Annotated in this window: 14 protein-coding genes and 1 pseudogene; 5 read left to right on the top strand and 10 right to left on the bottom strand. The window is 72.9% G+C overall.

What is annotated here, in order from left to right; genetic code table 11:
- The first annotated feature begins 29 nt into the window (after positions 1–29).
- On the top strand, positions 30–1,370 hold the full coding sequence (locus tag OG599_RS20795; RefSeq protein ID WP_327177481.1) for an MFS transporter: 1,341 nt from the start codon (positions 30–32) through the stop codon (positions 1,368–1,370).
- Between the two features lie 14 nt (positions 1,371–1,384).
- Here the strand turns inward: OG599_RS20795 and OG599_RS20790 are convergent.
- From OG599_RS20790 to OG599_RS20775, 4 genes and pseudogenes are all read right to left on the bottom strand, one after another.
- A pseudogene (locus OG599_RS20790) lies at positions 1,385–1,570 on the bottom strand (VanZ family protein); the annotation flags it as partial.
- Positions 1,571–1,786: 216 nt separating this feature from the next.
- Positions 1,787–2,518, bottom strand: a complete 732-nt coding sequence (locus tag OG599_RS20785; protein ID WP_327177480.1) for a hypothetical protein — start codon at positions 2,516–2,518, stop codon at positions 1,787–1,789.
- A 223-nt stretch (positions 2,519–2,741) separates the two neighbouring features.
- Positions 2,742–3,626 carry an AraC family transcriptional regulator gene (locus OG599_RS20780; RefSeq protein ID WP_327177479.1) on the bottom strand — a complete coding sequence of 295 codons (885 nt, stop codon included), beginning with the start codon at positions 3,624–3,626 and terminating at the stop codon, positions 2,742–2,744.
- 116 nt (positions 3,627–3,742) lie between these two features.
- The gene (locus OG599_RS20775) at positions 3,743–5,062 is read right to left on the bottom strand and encodes a UDP-glucose dehydrogenase family protein (protein WP_327180117.1); all 1,320 of its coding nucleotides are present in this window, start codon (positions 5,060–5,062) and stop codon (positions 3,743–3,745) included.
- Positions 5,063–5,399: 337 nt separating this feature from the next.
- On the opposite strand from OG599_RS20775, the gene OG599_RS20770 reads away from it, so the two are divergent.
- Positions 5,400–6,797: a sporulation protein gene (locus tag OG599_RS20770; protein WP_327177478.1), complete on the top strand. Its 1,398-nt coding sequence runs from the start codon at positions 5,400–5,402 to the stop codon at positions 6,795–6,797.
- A 105-nt stretch (positions 6,798–6,902) separates the two neighbouring features.
- The gene (locus OG599_RS20765; RefSeq protein ID WP_327177477.1) at positions 6,903–8,162 is read left to right on the top strand and encodes an MFS transporter; all 1,260 of its coding nucleotides are present in this window, start codon (positions 6,903–6,905) and stop codon (positions 8,160–8,162) included.
- A gap of 333 nt (positions 8,163–8,495) precedes the next feature.
- Here OG599_RS20765 and OG599_RS20760 read toward each other — a convergent pair whose 3' ends face one another.
- The 5 genes from OG599_RS20760 to OG599_RS20740 all read right to left on the bottom strand — a co-directional run bounded on the left by OG599_RS20760 (position 8,496) and on the right by OG599_RS20740 (position 16,199).
- Positions 8,496–8,693, bottom strand: a complete 198-nt coding sequence (locus tag OG599_RS20760) for a hypothetical protein (RefSeq protein WP_327177476.1) — start codon at positions 8,691–8,693, stop codon at positions 8,496–8,498.
- Positions 8,694–8,976: 283 nt separating this feature from the next.
- Positions 8,977–11,601, bottom strand: a complete 2,625-nt coding sequence (locus OG599_RS20755; RefSeq protein WP_327177475.1) for a valine--tRNA ligase — start codon at positions 11,599–11,601, stop codon at positions 8,977–8,979.
- Positions 11,602–11,674: 73 nt separating this feature from the next.
- Positions 11,675–12,574 carry a cellulose-binding protein gene (locus tag OG599_RS20750; protein WP_327177474.1) on the bottom strand — a complete coding sequence of 300 codons (900 nt, stop codon included), beginning with the start codon at positions 12,572–12,574 and terminating at the stop codon, positions 11,675–11,677.
- Between the two features lie 326 nt (positions 12,575–12,900).
- The gene (locus OG599_RS20745; protein ID WP_327177473.1) at positions 12,901–15,216 is read right to left on the bottom strand and encodes an SUKH-4 family immunity protein; all 2,316 of its coding nucleotides are present in this window, start codon (positions 15,214–15,216) and stop codon (positions 12,901–12,903) included.
- A gap of 5 nt (positions 15,217–15,221) precedes the next feature.
- The gene (locus tag OG599_RS20740) at positions 15,222–16,199 is read right to left on the bottom strand and encodes an SMI1/KNR4 family protein (RefSeq protein ID WP_327177472.1); all 978 of its coding nucleotides are present in this window, start codon (positions 16,197–16,199) and stop codon (positions 15,222–15,224) included.
- Between the two features lie 236 nt (positions 16,200–16,435).
- On the opposite strand from OG599_RS20740, the gene OG599_RS20735 reads away from it, so the two are divergent.
- Together OG599_RS20735 and OG599_RS20730 are read left to right on the top strand one after the other, a co-directional pair.
- A complete protein-coding gene (locus OG599_RS20735; protein WP_327177471.1) occupies positions 16,436–16,960 on the top strand; it encodes a YwqJ-related putative deaminase in 525 nt (174 codons plus the stop codon).
- 10 nt (positions 16,961–16,970) lie between these two features.
- The gene (locus OG599_RS20730) at positions 16,971–17,528 is read left to right on the top strand and encodes an SUKH-3 domain-containing protein (protein ID WP_327177470.1); all 558 of its coding nucleotides are present in this window, start codon (positions 16,971–16,973) and stop codon (positions 17,526–17,528) included.
- Positions 17,529–17,553: 25 nt separating this feature from the next.
- Here the strand turns inward: OG599_RS20730 and OG599_RS20725 are convergent, their stop codons facing one another.
- On the bottom strand, positions 17,554–18,591 hold the full coding sequence (locus OG599_RS20725) for an SGNH/GDSL hydrolase family protein (protein WP_327177469.1): 1,038 nt from the start codon (positions 18,589–18,591) through the stop codon (positions 17,554–17,556).
- Positions 18,592–18,738 lie beyond the last annotated feature (147 nt).

The following is an 18,738-nucleotide window of genomic DNA, read 5'->3' as shown; positions in this document are numbered from 1 at the left end:
CGTCGTGCAACGGATGATCGGGGGCCCGGATGTCGGCCGAGGTTGAGTCCTCCGCGTCCGTCGGCGATGCCGCGCCCGCAGGGGAGGGCGATCGGCGTGCCCGGGACGGCGCTGCGCCGCGCCCACGGGACGGCAAGGAGGCTCCGCGTACGGGGCACCGCCCGCCGCTCCCCCGCTCCTACCTGTGGTGGCTCGGCGGCATCCTGACCTCGCTCGTGGGCAACTCGGTCCTCTACTTCGCGCTCGGCTGGGCCGCCGGCGCGCACGGTGGCGGGGTCGCGGGCCTCGCGCTCAGCGCGATCACCCTCCCCCGGGTCCTGTTCCTCCTCGTCGGGGGCGCGGTCGGCGACCGGGTCAGCGCGCGCCGGGTGCTGATCACGGGCGACGCGGCCATGCTCGCCTTCACCCTCGTGCTGGCGGCCGTCGCCTTCCATCTGGGCACTCCGCCGTGGCTGTTGATGGCGACGGGCGTCGCGATCGGTGTCGTCGACGCCTTCTACCTGCCGGCCTCGGGGTCCATGCCACGTCGGCTCGTGGACGAGGAGCAGCTGCCGAGGGCGCTGTCGCTGCGCCAGGTCGGCGGCCAGGTCATCGCCATGGGCGGCGGCCCGCTGGGCGGCGCACTCGTCGGGCTCGCCGGGCTGGCCGGTGCGGCCCTGGTCGACGCCGGTACGTTCGCCCTCACCCTGGTCGTCCTGCTGGCCGTCCGCCCCCGTCGCGAGGCTCCGGTGCGAGCCCCGGAGCCCTCCGGCAACATCCTCAAGGAAGCCATGGACGGGATACGGGTCGCCTTCGTCCATCCCATACTGCGCCCGGCGCTCTGCCTCACCGGGTTCGCGGCCGGGTTCCTGCTGCCCGTGCTGTCGCTGCTGCTTCCCCTGCTCGCGCGGGAACGGGAGTGGGGGGCGTCGGGCGCGGGGCTGGTGATCGGTGCGCAGGGCGTGGGCATGGTGGCGATCACCCTGGCGGTGGTGAAGCGCGGTCCGCTGGGACGGCCGGGTCTGCTGTCGGCGGGCGCGCTCGTGCTGGCCGGTACGGGGGTGCTGGTGCTGGCCCTCGCGCCCGGCGCACCGGTGGCGGTGTTGGCCGGCCTGGTCATCGGGGCCGGTAACGGCCTGTTCTCCGCCCACATCGGGCCGCTGGTCCTGGCGTCGGCGCCGGAGAGCCACCTCTCCCGCGTGCAGGCGGTTCTCGTCCTCGTACAGAGCCTGGCCCTGCTCCTCATGAACAACGTGTTCGGCACCGGGGTGGACCTCGCGGGCGCCGGGCCCGTACTCGTCACCGGGGCCGTCCTGCTGATCGGCGCGGGGCTCGCGGGTCTGGCCTCCGCACCGCTCCGCAACGACCGCACGGGGCTGCCGGCCGACTGAGTACCGCCCCCCGGTCAGGAGTTGCCGGCACGACCGGTACGGCGGGTACGACCGGTACGCCACCAGCGGCGCGATGCCAGCCCGGCCAGTACGGCTCCGACGGTGTTGACCAGGACGTCGTCCACGGAGGACACCCGGTCCAGCCGCAGGACGTACTGCGCGGTCTCGACCAGCGCCGAACAGCCCGCCCCGAGCGCCACGCACAGGAGCACGATCCCGCCGGTGCCGCGCCGGGGCTGGGTGGTGGGCGGGGCTGCCGGCGGTTCGGCGGGCGGGGCGGAAAGGGGCGCGGGACGGGTCATGCTCCCAGGGAACGCGACCGGCTGTTGCGGCGGCGTATGCGGATTTCGATATGCCCGCGATACACCGGGACGCCTCGGCACCCCGGCTGCCCGGACCGCCGGTTGTGGGTGGGCTCAGCCCAGCATGTCGCCGGGGGCGGACTGTGGACTGCCTGTCGGCGAGGGCCACGAGGACGGGGGCGGGCCGAAGGCACGACGCCCGGCCCGCACGGCCAGAGCGGCGAGGCCCGCGTTGGCGCCGCCACCGATCACGGCGCCGATGCCGAACGGTGCCACCCGGCCGAGGACGATGATTCCCTGCTTGGTCCCGTACTTCGTGATGAAGTTCTTCCCGAGAATCTTGTTGATCTGACGCAACGTCTCGACGGGCACCTTGGCGACGACCTGGCGCCCCCAGTGCTGCCCCGTACGCTCGGCGACCTTGGTGATGGTGGTGGTGCCGCTTCCGCCGAGCATGATTCCCAGCACGATCGTCCGACGGCGTTCGAGCTCGTCGATGGGCACTCCGTGGACTTCGGCGATCGAGAGCGCGAAGAGAGCGCTCATCTCAAGCGAGGAGAGCGCCTCACCCGCCGACAGTGCGAGGGAGACGCCCGTGCCGACGCCGGGCGCGGCTGCGGCTCCCCCGACTGCGGCGCCCGTCCCGGTCAGGGCGCTGACGTACATCCGCTCCAGACTGCGGATCACCTGCTCCGGCGTCGCGTCCGGGTTCCGCTGGCGGGCCCGGGCGATGTTCTTGCGCACCAGCGGGCTCTGCGCGTCGATCGCCTTGTCCAGGAGATCGAGGACACGTTGCCCGCGTATCGCTGGTGGCGGAACCGGTTCGTCGTGGGCATCCGTTGCCATGGCTCGTACTCCTGAGGTCGTCACGTCCCAACTCGATCCTCACTAGACCATTCGGGTGAACGACGTGTTGGACGAACCTGAAAGCCGGCTATGGCAAAGAGCGAAACAGGAGTGGTCGCGTCCGGATGGCCGACCATGGTCGGCCATCCGGGACGACCGCATGCCGGCCGAACTCCTCGCGCGTGACGCCCCCGAGAGGCACCGCCCCTCCGCTCAGCCGCATTCAGCCCCGCTCGCCCTCCACCGGGAGCCAGAGTTCGGCCTCGGCCTCGGAGTGGTCCGGGGACATCCGGGTGCGGAGGATCTCGGGTCCGGGGCGGCCGCGGTACGGGTTCGACGGGAACCACTCGGTGTACACGTCCCGCCAGAGCTCCTGGATGGCCTGCGGTGCCGGGCCGGAGGCGGTGAAGACCGCCCAGGTGCCGGACGGGACGGCGAGGACGGTCGCGCCCTCGGGGGTGGTCGTGCCCTCCGGGGCGGTCGCGGAGGTGATCACACCCTGGTAGTAGTCGAGTTCGGTGCCCTCGGCGCGGCTGGGGTCGAGGTCGTCGCAGACCGCGACGATGCCTTCCGGCTCCTGGTCGGAGAGCTTCCCCAGGTGCTCCAGTGCGCGCGGGTCGATCCCGCGCACGAAGTCGATGATCGCCTGGTTCGGCCCCAGGTGGACCAGGGGCACCCGGGCCTTGAACCCGACGACGGTGAAGGCCGGTCTGGCCACGACGCGGTAGCGCATGCTGCTGCTTCCTTCGACGGTGAGGCGGAAGGACATCCGGGACTGGGAGTTGAGCGCGGCGCCGGTACGCCGGGCCTCGCCCGGGCCGATGCCGTGCATGGCCCGGAACGCCCGCGCGAACGCCTCGCCGGAGCCGTAGCCGTACCGCACCGCGATCTCCAGCAGCGTTTCCCGCCCCGCGAGCACCTCCGCGCCCGCGACGGTGAGCCGGCGGCGCCGGACGTACTCCGACAGCGGCATCCCCGCCAGGGCGGAGAACATCCGGCGCAGGTGGTACTCCGACGTGGCCGCGATACGGGCCAGTTCCTCCACCTCGATCGGCTGGTCGAGACGGAGCTCGACGTGCTCCAAGGCCTGGTTCAGCCGCTCCAGCATGTCCGGTGTCCCTCCTCTTGACGCTCACGACGCTAGGCGGAGCCCATCACACCGGACCCGACATCCTGTGCCCGATCAAGTCGGGTGCGCGCGCCGGAGGCAGCGGCCGTACCGGATCAGGGGCGGCCCGGGGCCCGGACGGTCCAGCCGGCCGCGCGCCACCGGCCGGTGTCGAGGGTGCCGCGGGCGTCGACGGCCTTCGGCGTCCTGGCGCGTGCGGCCAGCGGCCCGGGGTCGAGGTGGGCGAAGGCGGGCCACTCGGTGAGGTGGAGGAGGAGGTCGGCGCCGTCGACCGCGGCGGCCGGGTCCTCGGCGTAGTCGAGTTCGGGGTGGAGTTTGCGGGCGTTGTCGAGGGCCTGGGGGTCGGTGACGGTGACCCGCGCGCCGAGGGCGTGCAGGGCCCCGGCGACGGCCAGGGCGGGCGAGTCACGGATGTCGTCGGTCCCGGCTTTGAAGGCGGCGCCCCAGACGGTGATCCGCTTGCCCCGCAGGTCGGTACCGAGTTCCTCGCGGGCCAGGTCCACGACGCGTCGGCGGCGGCGGGCGTTGACCGACTCGGCCTCACGGAGCATGCCGACCGCCTCCCCGGCGCCGAGCGCTTCGGCGCGGGCGATGAAGCCGCCGAGGTCCTTGGGCAGGCAGCCGCCGCCGAACCCGATGCCGGGCTGCATGCCGCGCCGCCCGATCCGGACGTCGTGGCCGAGGATGTCGGCGAGTCCGGAGACGTTCGCGCCGGACTTCTCGCAGACCTCCGCCATCGCGTTGATGAAGGAGATCTTGGCGGCGAGGAACGAGTTGGCGGCCCCCTTGGCGAGTTCGGCGGTGGCCCAGTCGGTGACGATCATCGGTGTCCCCGACGCGATGACCGGGGCGTAAGCCTGCCGCAGGACGGTCTCTGCCCGGGTGCCGGGGGTGTCGAAGCCGAGGACGAGCCGGTCGGGGCGGAGGGTGTCCTCGATCGCGCTGGACTCCCGGAGGAACTCGGGGTTCCAGGCGATCTCGACGAGGTCGCCGGCCGGGGCGGTGGCCCGGACGAGCTCGGCGAGCTGCGGGGCCGTACCGACCGGGACGGTCGACTTGACGGCGATCACCGCCGGGGCGGTGAGGTGCGGGGCGAGCGTGCGGACGGCGCCGAAGAGCTGGGAGAGGTCGTAACTGCCGCTGCCCGGCTGCTGCGGGGTACCGACCCCGACGAAGTACAGGTCGGCGAAGGCGGCGGCCTCCTCGACCGAGGTGGTGAACTTCAGCCGTCCGCTCGCGGTGTGTTCGGCGAGCAGCCCGTCGAGATCGCGCTCGTAGAAAGGGGCCTTGCCGGTGGCCAGGAGCGCGATCCTGTCCGGGTCGGAGTCGAGTCCCAGCACCTCGTGGCCGAGTTCGGCCATGCACGCGGCGTGGGTGGCGCCGAGGTAGCCGCATCCGACGACGGTCATCTTCATGAGCAGGGTGTCCTTTCGGTGGGTCCGCCGCACGCCGTGGCTCATGTGCAGCTCGTACGGAACGGCTCGTACGGCTCGTACGGCTCGTACGGCACGCGGCCGGGGCCGGGGCCTCCCATCACAGCGGCTGCCGTGCGAGGGGTGGAGGGCTCGCACGGGGGCTCACAACTCGCGCGCACCGCCCGGCGCGAGCCCGGAGGCCCTACCCTCGGTGGCCCGGGCACCCCGACCCGGCCGTTGCCGCGCATCACGGCAGTCGCCTACGGCAGCGGCGCCCGGGCCCGTACCGCCCTCGTGTGCACCACGCTCCGGAGGCAGACCGACTCAGGAGGACGCAGTGACATCGAGGGTCCGCCGGAGCCGCCCGCCCAACGCGGAGCTGGCCCGGCTCGTCGAGGCGTGCGGGGCGAGCCACAAGTCGCTGGCCCACCGGATCAACCAGCTCGCCCAGGAGGCGGGGACGACGACGGAGTACTCCCACACCTCGGTGGCGAACTGGTGCCGGCGCGGGATGACGCCGAAGTGGCCGGTCCCCGAGCTCCTCGCCCAGGCGATCGGCGAGCGGCTCGGGCGGCCCGTCGGCCTCGCCGAGATCGGTATGGGCGACGCGCGGACACCGGACGCGGGCGTGGGGCTGGACTTCCCGAGGGACCCCGATGACGCCGTACGCGCCGCCACTTCGTTCTGGAGCTCCGTGAACCGCCGCGACTTCCTCACCACGGGCGCCTCCGGCTTCGCCGTGTCCGCGTTCACCACCCCGGTCACCCGCTGGCTGGTCACCCCGGCCGACGACACCTCCGGGCACCGGGGCGGTCGCCAGGTCGGCAGGGCGGACCTGGCGGAGTTGCGCGAGGCCGCCGAGGACGCCCGGCGCTGGGACTCCAGGTACGGCGGCGGGAGTTGGAAGGCAGACTCGGTCACCGCCTGCCTCCGGGAACGGGCGGCTCCGATACTGCGGGGCGCCTTCAGTGACGACGTGGGCCGTGAACTCTTCTCCGTCACCGCCGAACTCTCCCGGCTGGCCGGCTGGACCGCCTTCGACGTCGGCGAACACGGCGTCGCACAGAGGCACTTCATCCAGGCGCTCCGGCTGGCCCGGGCCGGCGGAGACGTGCAGCTGGGCTGCTACGTGCTGACCACGATGGCGATGCAGTCGCTGCTGCGGGGGTTCGCGGGCGAGGCCGTCGACATGGCGCAGGGCGCCTACGAACGAGCCAAGGGTCAAGCCGCCCCGCGCGTACTGGCGTTCACCAAACTCATCGAGGCTCGCGCCCACGCCCGCGAGCACGACGCCCGGACCGCCTCCCTCGCGCTGGCCGCCTCCGAGCGACTCCTCGAACGGGCGAAGACGGACAGCGGCGACGAGCCGGCCTGGATCGACTTCTACCACCACGCGCGGCTCTCGGCCGACGCCACCGAGATCTTCCGCGACCTGCGGAACCCGAAGGCCGCCCTCGCGTGGAACCAGCGGGCCGCCGCCATGCCGTCCGGCGCGTTCACCCGCTCCGTCGGGATGCGCCTGGCCATCGTGGCGACCGCCCACCTCCAGGCCCGCGACCTCGACCAGGGCCTCGCCCTCGGCAACCGGTCCGTCGACGTCCTCGCCCGCGTCCGGTCCGCCCGCGCCCTGGACTACGTAGGCGAGTTCAGCGCGGCCCTGACCCCGTGGCGCCGCGAACCCGCCGTCCGGGCGTTCGCGCACCGCGCCCGTACGGAGCTGGGGGTCGCCGCCTGATCGACGCCCGGGCCGTCGCGTCATGGCCGGGGCCCGTGTCGCAAGGTGGGCACACGGTGTCGGTGCCACTCCTGCGGGTTCCGCGACCGCTGCTAGCCTCCGCCCATGATCAAGAGTGCTCCGACGAAACGCATGGGCCGCATACGTCGCATGGCGGGGAGCAGCAGGCCGGAGCGCGTCCTGATCGCCGCCAGTTTCACCAACCGGGTCGGCAACGGTCTGTTCAACGCGGCGTCGGCGCTCTACTTCACCCAGGTCGTGGGCCTGCCGGCAGCGCGGGTCGGCGCCGCGCTCACCATCGCCGGAGTGATCGGTCTGTGCGCGGGGATACCCGGTGGGCATCTCGCCGACCGGCGCGGGGCGCGCACCATCATGATGTCGGCCCTCGCGGTCCAGGCGATGTCGATGGCAGCGCTCGTCCTCGTCGAGAGCTGGGCCGCGCTCACGGTCATCGCGACGGTCGACCAGATCGCCGCGGCGGCGGGCGGGGCTGCCTGGGGCGCTCTGGTGGTCCGGGTCGGGGGCGATCGCCCGGCCCTGTTCCGGGCCAAGCTGCGCACCTTCGTCAACCTGGGCGTCATTCTCGGAACGGTGGGTGCGGGCCTGGCGCTGGCAGCCGACTCCCGTGGCGCGTACGTCGCGCTGATCCTCGGCAACGCGGCGAGCTTCGCCCTGTGCGCGGCGCTCCTGCTCTTCCTGCCCCGTTATCCGGTGCTGGCGGCACCGCCGCAGCAACGCCGCCGGCTCGCTTTCGCGGACCGCCCCTTCCTGACGTTCACCGTCCTCTACGGGGCCATGGGACTGCAGTACCCGGTGGTCTCCCTGCTCCTGCCGATCTGGATCTCCGAACACACCGAAGCGCCGCGCTGGACGGTGGCGGCACTGTTCGCCGTCAACGCCGCCTTCTGCGTGCTGATGCAGACCAGGATCGGCTCCCGTATCGAAACCCCGCACGACGGCGGCAGGGCGTTCCGCACGGCGGGGCTGTTCTTCCTCGTCAGCTGCCCGATGATGGCGCTGGCCGCCTTCACCCCGGTCTGGGTGGCGGCGGGACTGGTCCTGGCGGCGATCTTCGTCCACAGCCTGGGGGAGGTCTGGGAGTCCTCGGCGGCCTTCGCCCTGGGCTTCGGTCTCGCCCCCGACCATGCCCAGGGCCAGTACCAGGGTCTCTTCGGCCTCGGCTTCAGCGCCGGCCAGGCTCTCGCCCCCGCGATCCTCACCACGGTGGTGCTCGGCCTCGGCACGACGGGCTGGCTGCTGCTGGCGTTGTTCTTCGCGGCGCTGGGCGCTGCCGGGCCCCCGCTCGCCCGCTGGGGCGTACGGACCCGGCCTCAGCAGGGGGCTGCCGTCGAGGTGGCGGGATGACCAGGTCGTAGGTGTCAGGCCCGCACCCGCACGCACGTCGGCGTACTCAGGCGGACCGCAGGGACGGGACGGACCGTACCCGGCACGGCCGCCCCGGGAAGGAGCTCACGGCCCCACGGGCTCCCCGTGACCGAGCAGCTCAACAGCTGTACTGGAAAGGGATGTTGGACCCTGGTGGTTGGTTCTGCGGAGAGGCAGGCGAGGCAGGAGGAGGAAGAGGCCGGGGGCGCAGGAGAGGCCGGGGAGACAGGAGAGGCCGGGGTTGCGGGCGGATCGGTCCGAGGTCGGGAGTGACGCTCGCGCCGGTCGTGGCCCCGCGGAGTGAGCCGCCCGTCAGGCGGTCGGCCCGGTGCGGAGCTGCCGTACGTCCTTCACGAGCGCGTACAGGGCGCCGAGGAGGACCACGGCGCTGCTCCAGATCCAGAAGGACGACGCCCCGGCGCGGTAATCCTGAACAGAGACGTAGAGCAGCATCACGCTGACAGGAACGCCGAGGATCGAGATCAGAACGCTGACGCGGTTGGTGGTCACCCGGACATCATCAACGATGGCCCCGGGCCTGCGGAAGTGATCAGAACGCAACGGCAGGCGGCGAGTTCGCGAACCGGGGGGCACGTACGTGCCGTTCGGCTCGGCTCAGAGCGCGCGGGCACGCGGCATGAGGCATGAGGCACGCGGCATGAGGCGACCCATGAGCCCGGCGCGTGGCACCACCGCGTGATCCCAGCACGCGGCCCGGCGCATGGGGGAGCCCCGGACGGTACGCGTCCGGGGCTCCCCCACCTGCCGACTCCGACAACGAATACGCCTACGCCTACTGCGCCGGCGGCAGGTTGCCGATCTGGTTCCGCAGCCGGACGATGTCCTCCTCGGCCTTCGCCAGGCGGGTACGGATCTTCTCGACCACGTTGTCCGGGGCCTTCGCGATGAACGCCTCGTTGCCGAGCTTCCCGAGCGCCTGGGCCTTCTCCTTCTCGGCCCCCGCGAGGTCCTTCGTCAGCCGCTTGTGCTCGGCCGCGACGTCGATCGTGCCGGACAGGTCGAGCGCGACCGTGGCACCGGCGACCGGGAGCGTCGCGGTGGCGTTGAAGCCGTCGCCTTCCGGCTGCAGGCGCAGGAGCTGGCGGATGGCGGCCTCGTGGGCGGCGAGCCGCGTGCCCGACAGGTCCAGGCGGGCCGGGACCTTCTGGCCGGGCTGGAGGCCCTGGTCCGAGCGGAAGCGGCGGACCTCGGTGATGACCCGCTGGAGGCTCTCGATCTCCGCCTCGGCGCCGGCGTCGCGGAATCCGCTGTCCGCCGGCCAGTCGGCGATCACGACGGACTCGCGCCCGGTGAGCGTGGTCCACAGGGTGTCCGTCACGAACGGGACGATGGGGTGCAGCAGCCGGAGCGTCACGTCCAGGACCTCGCCCAGCACGCGCGCCGAGGCCTTGGCCGCGTCGCCGCCCGCGAAGAACGTCGTCTTGGACAGCTCGACGTACCAGTCGAAGACCTCGTCCCACGCGAAGTGGTAGAGGAAGTCGGCGAGTTTCGCGAACTGGTAGTCGTCGTAGTAGGCGTCCGCCTCGGCCACGACCGTGTTCAGCCGGGACAGGATCCAGCGGTCGGTGGCCGACAGCTGTTCCGCCGGGGGGAGTTCACCCTCGACCGTCGCGCCGTTCATCAACGCGAACCGGGTCGCGTTCCAGATCTTGTTGGCGAAGTTGCGGGACGCCTGGACCCAGTCCTCACCGATCGGCACGTCCGTACCGGGGTTGGCGCCCCGCGCGAGCGTGAAACGCAGCGCGTCGGAGCCGTACTTGTCCATCCAGTCCAGCGGATTGACCGTGTTCCCGAACGACTTCGACATCTTCTTGCCGAACTCGTCGCGGACCATGCCGTGGAACGCGATGGTGCGGAAGGGGACCTCGCCGTCCATCGCGTACAGGCCGAACATCATCATCCGCGCGACCCAGAAGAACATCAGGTCGTAGCCGGTGACCAGGACGGAGTTCGGGTAGAACTTCTCCAGGTCGGGCGTCCGCTCCGGCCAGCCCATCGTGGAGAACGGCCACAGTCCGGACGAGAACCACGTGTCGAGAACGTCGGTGTCCTGCGTCCAGCCCTCACCCGTCGGCGGCTGCTCGTCGGGGCCGACGCAGACGGTCTCGCCGTTCGGGCCGTGCCAGACGGGAATCCGGTGCCCCCACCACAACTGCCGTGAGATGCACCAGTCGTTGAGGTTGTCGACCCAGTCGAAGTACCGCTGCGAGAGTTCTGCGGGGTGGATGTCGACGCGGCCGTCGCGGACCGCGTCGCCGGCGGCCTCGGCGAGCGTCTCGACCTTCACCCACCACTGGAGGGACAGCCGGGGCTCCAGCGTCGTCTTGCAGCGCGAGCAGTGGCCGACGGAGTGGACGTACGGGCGCTTCTCCGCGACGATCCGGCCCTCGGCCCGCAGGGCGGCGACGATGGCCGAGCGGGCCTCGAAGCGGTCGAGTCCCTCGAACGGGCCGTGCGCCGTGATGATGCCGCGTTCGTCCAGGACCTCGATCGAGTCGAGGTCGTGGCGCTGGCCGATGGCGAAGTCGTTCGGGTCGTGGGCGGGCGTGACCTTGACGGCTCCGGTGCCGAACTCCGGGTCGACGTGGGTGTCGGCGACCACCGGGATCGTGCGGTCGGTCAACGGCAGCTTGATCCGCTTGCCGATCAGGTGGGCGTAGCGCTCGTCGTCGGGGTGGACGGCGACGGCGGTGTCGCCGAGCATCGTCTCGGCACGGGTCGTGGCGACGACGATGGTGTCGTCCCCCTCGCCGTACTCCATGGAGACGAGCTCACCGTCGTCGTCCTGGTAGTCGACCTCGATGTCGGAGATGGCCGTCAGACAGCGCGGGCACCAGTTGATGATGCGCTCGGCGCGGTAGATCAGGCCGTCGTCGAACATCTTCTTGAAGACGGTCTGGACGGCCCGGGACAGGCCCTCGTCCATGGTGAAGCGGTCCCGGCTCCAGGCCAGGCCCGCACCGAGGCGTCGCATCTGGCCGGCGATCTGGCCGCCGGACTCGGCCTTCCACTCCCAGACGCGCTCGACGAAGGCTTCGCGTCCCAGGTCGTGGCGGGACTTGCCCTCCTTGGCGAGCTCGCGCTCGACGACGTTCTGGGTGGCGATGCCGGCGTGGTCCATGCCGGGCTGCCACAGCGACTCGTACCCCTGCATCCGCTTGCGGCGGGTGAGGGCGTCGATCAGCGTGTGCTCGAAGGCGTGGCCCAGGTGGAGCGATCCAGTGACGTTCGGCGGCGGGATGACGATCGTGTACGGCGGCTTCTCGCTCTTCGCGTCGACCTCGAAGTACCCGCGTTCCACCCAGCGCTCGTACAGCGGCCCCTCTACCTCGGCCGGCGTGTACTGGGTCGGCAGTTCGGAGGTGGGCGCTGTCTGCTGCTGAGTCTCGTCGGTCACGACGACCATCCTATGACCCGGGCCCTTCGGACGCCCTGCCCCACGGGGGCCGCCCGCCGGACCCGCCTTCCCCTCATCCCTCCGGCGGCGGAGCCGTCACCCGCCCCGTGAGCGCGGCGAGCGAATTGCGTACGTGCGTCATGCGGGCGTGCAACTCGTCGCGGCTCACCTCGTGTTCACGCAGTATGCGTTCGGTCTCGCGGACCACCCGCTCCTCGCGCACGCGGGCCTCCGAGAAGAGTTCGGCGGCGCGGGCCTCCGCGTCCTCCTGGCCGTGCCGCGCGGCCTCCTCGGCCTCCGTGCGCCCGCGCCGCGCCGCCGCGAGGACGGCGTCCGCGCGGGCCATCAATCCGTCGTGACGCTCCGTCAATTGTGTTTCATGTGCGAGCAGTTCGGCCTCTGCGGCCTTGTGGCGCTCGGCGTGCTCCTGCTCCTGGTGCGTGAGGACGCTGGACGTACGGGCCCGGGTCTGGGCCATCAGCTCCTCACCCTCCGCACGGATCCGCGCGGCGTCATCGCCCGCCTGCGCGAGGAGGTCCGCCGCCGCCCGGCGGGCCTCGGCGAGGACGCGTTCGGCGTCCTCCCCGGCCTGGGCCCGCACCTTCCCGGCGTACGCGCGGGCGGCGTCCCGCGCCTCGCGCCCGGCGGCCTCGGCCGCGTCCCGTACCGCCTGTGCGGCCTCCTGGGCGGCCGCGCCGGACTCGGTCGCCTCCTCCTCGGTGAGGGCGAGGATGGACCGGGCGCGCTCGCTCAGCTCCTGGTACGTCTGCGGGGCGAGGCCCGCGACCTGCTCGGTCAGCCGGGCCGACTCGGCCGCCAGCTCCTCCGCGCGGGCGGTCAGCCGGGAGAGCTCGTCCAGGGCCGCGTCCCGCTCCGCCGAGAGTGCGGCGACGAAACGATCCACCTGCTCCGGGCGGTAGCCACGTCCTCGTCCCCCCACGAAGCCATGTCCGGACACCGGTGCAGCACTCATCCCTGAAGCCCTCTCTTCCGCACGCCGCCATCGATCCTGAGGTCAAGGATGCGGCAATTGAGCCGGAAGTCGGAATCGATCAGCCGCTTTCCGGACGGAAGCGACCGGCGTCACAGCCCGGCGGCGTCCGCGAACGCCCACCGCAAACACCCCCAAGGAATACCCGGCCGCACCGGGCCGGACACGCGAAAGCGCCCGCCCCTTCGAACGGAGAGTTCGAGAGGGCGGGCGCCTCGGCGCCGGCAGGGCACCTGATCGAGCCATCGGATCGAGCCATCGGCTCAGGCGTCGGATCACACCGCCGGATCAGGCGGTGGATCGTGCGATCAGATCAGGCCATCCCACATCTGTTCCAGCAGCACCGACCACCAGCTCTCCGGCGAGGCCAGCGCCGCCGGGTCCAGCGCCGCCAGGGCCGCCTGGAAGTCGACGGTCCAGCGGCCGGCCTGCTCCGGGTTCAGCCCGTACCGCAGCCGCCACATCCGCCCGAGCAGGGCCATGCACCGGACGAACTCGGGGAGCCCCGTGTTCACGAACTGCGGCAGCACCGACTGCCCGCCCGGACCGGCCTCCACGGGCACGGCGACGATGTTCGCCGTGCCGTACTGGACGCAGATCGCCCGGCCGAAGTCCGTACCCATCACCAGGTACGCCCCCGCGTCCGGCGCGGGCCGCACCTGGCGCTGCGCGGCCAGCTCGGCGAGGGTCGGCACGACCGGCTGGCCGGGCTGGGCCCAGAAGAACGGCCCGAAATCGGCGGGCAGCCCCGCCCAGACCAGGGTCCGGCCCACCGTCTCCGGCACACCCTGCCGGGACACGGCCCGCTCGTCGAAGCGGAGCACGCCCTGCGGACCGAACGCCTGGAGCAGCTCCTCCGCCACCCCTTCCGGCCCGACCGGCGGCGCGGGCTGTACGGGCGGCAGCGGCGCACGCACCGGGGCGGGCCGCGCCGGGCCGTCCGCCACCTGGTGCAGCTCGCCCTGGTGGGTGAGGAGGTGCCGCATGCCCTGCTGACGGCTCGCGTGGTCGGTGCCGTACGGGGCGACGCTGGTGATCCGTACCTGCGGCCACATCTCGCGGATCATCCGCGCGCAGTAGCCGCCGGGCAGCTCGCAGGACTCCAGCTCGGTGTGGAGCTCGATGACCTGCTGGGGCGGCACGTTCATGCCCCGCAGCTCGTAGAGCATCTGCCACTCCGGGTGCGGAGTGCCCGGCGCCGAACGCCGGATGAGCTGCTGCTCACTGCCGTCGGGCGCGCGGTACCGCAGCACCGCCTGGTAGCCGGGTCCCACGGTCGGCGGCTGGGCGGGCTGTTGCGGGTAGCCGTAGGCGGGCGGCGGCGGGGGTACGACCCCGGGCCCCGGCACCCCCGCGACGGGGGGCGGCGGGCCGGGAGGCCCCACCGGGACGCCGGGCATGCCGCCGACCGGAGGACCGACCGGCGGCGCGGCGAACACCGTCTCGGCATGGTGCACGTCACCGCGCGGACCCGGCGGGGCGGGCGGACCGGGCGGACCGGGCGGTGCCGGAACACCGGGCTGCGCGGGCGGACCGGGAGGCGTCGGAGGACCGGGCGGACCGGAAGGCGTCAAAGGACCGGGCGGTGCCGGCGGCTGCGGCATACCCGGTCCGCCGACCGCGGGAGCCAGCTGCGTCGGTACGTAACCGGCGGCGGGCACCCCGGGCGCACCCGGGCCCGAGACCGGCGGGGGCGCGACGGGACGAACGCCCGGAATGCCCGGGGCGCTCGGCGGCGGGGGCACCGTACTGGGGCGCGGGGCGCGCGGCGGGGCCACGGCCTTGCTGGTCGCCGCGTCCGCGATGTCCTCGGCGTCGGGAGGGGTGCCCGGCCCCCGCTTCGGCGGCGGCGTGCCGCCCGTCATCAGCGTGGTCGGGGCGTCGGCCGGAACGTTCGGCGCGGGCGCGCCCTCGTCGTCGGCGCCCGAGAGCGGCGGGGCGAACACGGTGGCGGGCAGCGGGACCGCCGCGTCGTCCGAGCCGCGGTTGGTGTCCGTACCGGCCCACGGCGTGGCGCCGTCCGGTACGGGCGCGGCGGCCGGGGAACCGGTCGCGGGCACCCCGTCCGAGGCGGTCGGCTCGTGGTCCTCGGGCTCCTGCGGGGCGGGCCGGGCGGAGGGTACGGACGGCACGGCATCGCTCACGACGACGCCACCACCGACCTCACCTGTACCGCCGGAACCACCAGCACCATCGGAACCGCCGGCCCCACCGGCAGCCGCGTCGGACGGCTGCTCACGCCTGCCGTCCGGAATGCCCAGCTTGTCGGCCGCTTCCTGGAGCCACTCCGGCGGCGTCAGCAGGAAGGAGGTCTGGTTCAGGTCGATGCGCGCGGGCGCCCGGGGGGCGGGCGCGGCGTCCTGCGGGGAGCCGTACTCCTCCTCGTAACGCCGTATCACCTCGCCCACCGGCAGGCCCGGCCACAGGGTGGCCTCGCCGCTGTCGCGGGCGATGACCAGCCGCTGCCGGCCGCCGTCCGAGACGGGGCCCTCCGGGCGGTCCTCCGCCCACACCACGAAGCCCAGATCGAACTCGCGGACCCGCACCTCCCGGTGCTGGTAGGCGGGCACGTCACCGTTGACCCACTCGTCGGCCCGCTCCTGCGCCTGTGCGAACGTCACCATCGCGCTCAGCCCTCCACCGGGACGGCACGCGCGAAGCCGCCGTCCACCATCAGGTTCGCCACCGTCTCCAGCTCCTGCGGGCTGCCCGCCAGGCGCTGGAGGAACGCGTCGAAGTCGGCGCCGCACGGCAGCAGCAGCCGCTCGGACCGCTCCTGGACCGTCAGGTCGTTCCGGTCGCGCGCGTCGTCGTACGCGCAGAACCAGACCGAGCCGATGCCGCTCCCCTTCACCTTCACCGCCAGCAGACCGCCCTGGACGAACGCGATCCCCAGGAAGTCCTTGGTGAAGTGGTCCCGCAGGCACTTGTTGACGTAGACGAGGTCGTTGACCGCCGCCTCCTCGCGCACCGTGAAGAACGGCTGGTCCACCAGGAGCCCCAGTTCGGGGTCGAGCGCGGTACCGACCGGGGCGGAGCCGCCCGCCGCCTTGAGGAACGAGCGGTACGCGCCCGGCAGCCGGTACCCCAAGTCCTCCTCGGCGCCCTGGATCTGCTGTTCGGACACCGCGACGGCACCCTTCGGCAGCCGGAAGTGCGCGGGCCGGGTGCCCTGCAACGGCCGCGTGCCACGCCGCTCGTGGTCCACCGGGGTCGTCGTCAGACCGGCGTGGTGGCGCAGCAGCGGCTTCACGTCGACCGGTACGAGCTCCATCCGGCGGGTGCCCGACACGTGGTGCCAGGTCCAGCCGTGCGGGGTCGCGACGGAGGGGATCGTGTCCCACAGCTCGTGACCGGCCGCCGCCAGCGCCGCGTTCGCCGACACGTAGTCGGTGAGCCGGAGTTCGTCGATGCCGAAACCCTCCGGCGGATCGGCGATCTCCGCCGCCGCGCGCGCGTACGGGGAGAAGTCCGGGTGACCGTTCGCGTCGATCCGCACCCCCCTCGGGTGGCGCGACGCCCGGACCGGGTCCGGGAAGTGCACGACCTGCCCGGCGTAGGCCGCGTTCGGTGGCGCGGCTTGCTGCCCGAGCCGACCTGTCGTCATGGCGGTTGCCCCCTGCTGCGTCCGGTGTTCCGCACAGCCTATGCGGTGGCGCAACAGCCAGGGCCGCCCCTTTCCCGGCCGTCACCGACCGTCACATCCAGGTGACGGAAGAGCGACGGTTGGGCGGCTTTGAGCGACACGCTGTCCCCAATACCGCCCCAGCTTCCCCACCGTCCGACACATTTGGCAGGCTGTCCCCCGCAACTCGGGGGATTGCACGGGAGGAATTCGACGCCATGCACGACGTACATACAGTCACTTCCGGGGACCCGCGCCTCAGCTGGAGCACCACCGACTCCAACCGCGTCCCCCGGCTGCTCCACCGACGCGACGGCATCCTGCCGGCCGTGGCCGCCGCGCTGTCCGTACGCGGGGAGACGCTCACCTGCACCGCGGGCAAGGGGGACCAGCCACCCGTCCTGCACCACCTCGTCCAGGACTTCCTGGACACCCTCCCCACCAGCCAGCGCGAACGTTTCACCGGTCGCTGCCCCGAGGCGATACTCCTCTCCCGGCAGCTCACCGCAGCGGAGGGAACCCGCTCCAAACGCGCCCAGCGCAAACCCCTCACCAGCGGCGAAGCCCGGCGCGCGCTCAAGCACGGCCGCCTCACCGCCCGCCACATCCGCGAGGACGGCGACCCCCGGCACGGAAGTTACGCGGCGCCCTGCCGCTCCTGCTCGGTGATGCTCGCCCACTTCGGCGTACGCCCCGTCGACCTCACCGCCAACGGCGCGGCCACCTCGGCCGAGAAGGGCTGACGGCGTCCCCATGCAGAACGTGAGCCAGCACGATCCCGGCCGGCGGATTCCGGGGCAGCACGACCTGAGCCGGCACGACCCGATCCGGGACCACAGCACCCGCTTCACCCCCGCCGTCGAGAAGGCCCTGCGCGCGGCGGGCTGGGAGCCCGGCCGCTGGATCATCCGGCAGGCCGAGGAGTGGGCCGACGCGCTGCGCGCCCACACCTCGCCGGCGGGACACGAGCACGCGGTGTTCCCGGCGGTGGTCGAGGCGTGGGCGGAGTTCGGCAACCTGCACATCCCGGCCCCCGGACCCGGCCGGCAGATCGCCCCCGCCTCCGTGCGCATCGACCCGCTCGGCGGCCTCCACCTCGCCCGCACCCTGGGCGACCTCGGCCGGGCCCTGGAGACCGAGATCAGCCCCCTGGGCCAGGAGAGCGAGGGGCAGGCGGTCCTCGCGATGGACACCGAGGGGCGGGTCTACAGCGTCGACCACACCGGCGACTGGTTCCTCGGCGCGGACATCGACCGGGCCCTGAACACCCTCCTCACCGGCATCCAGCCGACCCGGCTGACGTCGGGCTGAGGGGGCGGGCCGGGGAGGCGTGGCGCTACGCGCCGAGCAGCCCCTCGATCGCCTCGGCGACCGCTGCCGCCTGGAGGTCGCGGCCGGTGCGGTTCGGGTGGACGTACCAGGGGAGCCGGTGGCCCCCGTAGCTCACCTCGGAGCCCTCCAGCAGGGCGCCGACACCGCGCCGGGCCCCGTCGCAGCCGGTCGTGGTGCCGGTCCGGGCGTAGAGGTCGACGTAGGTCGCCCCCGCCTCTTCGGCCGCCTCCCGCATGAGGTCGCCGAGGGGCCGCTGCACACCGGCGTCCAGGAACGTCAGGGCGTCCTGCCCGATGTCCGCGAACGGCTTCTCCGAGCCGCCCGGAACCTCCGCCAGGCACCGGCTGGTGTCGGCGGGTACGAGCCGGGGGTAACCGACCAGCACCACACGGGCGTTCGGGGACCGGGCCTTCACCTGGTCGAACATCCGGCCCAGATCCTGACGGACGGCGGCCATGCGCCCTGCGAGCCACCGCGCGCCCTCCCCCTGGAAGTACGCGGCGCACTCCGAGGCGGGCGAGGCCGCGTCGACCGGTTCGGCGGGCATCATCGACCCCTCGGCGCCGCGCAGCCGTGGTGAGCACTGCTTGAGGATGCTCGCGACCCCGGCCGTGTTGCCGCCGAGGCTGCCCACCACCAGCCCGGTATCCGGACCGAGCGCCGCCTCCTGCGGGGCGATCCGCTCCCCACCGGCCCGCTCCCCACCAGCCCGCTCCCCACCGGACGGCGGGAAGCTCTGCGCCTCCCACACGTCGCGGATCCTGGCGCCACCGCAGGACACGTCCGCCCGCACGTCGAGCCGTACACCGGCCGGGGCGAGCCTCTCGACGACCTTGACCGGGTAGTTCTCGGCGGACCGCACGCACCCGGCGGGGCCGCGCGTGGGGGCGATGCCGAAGTTGCCGGTGGAGGAGTCGCCGATGAACACGGTCTCCACCGGAGCGGCTGCGGCGGGTGCGGCGGATACGGCAACTGGGGCCGGGGCGGCGGCCGTCGCCCACAGCCCGAGCGCGACGAGCGCGGCGGCAGCGGTCTTGCGCACGCGAGTTCCTTCCGAGGAGCGAGGATGCGAACCCACGGATATCACGTTGCGGGATCGCCCGACCACCCAGGGTCAGCGACCCTTCGTGGGGCGTAACCGGACAAGCGCGACCTGTCGACCCGCCGGTGGCGGAGAGCGCACCCGCAC

Origin of the sequence: Streptomyces sp. NBC_01335, assembly GCF_035953295.1 — a bacterium.
GTDB lineage: Bacteria > Actinomycetota > Actinomycetes > Streptomycetales > Streptomycetaceae > Streptomyces.
Note: the sequence above shows the minus strand (reverse complement) of the source record. Positions and strands in the feature narration are given on the sequence as shown.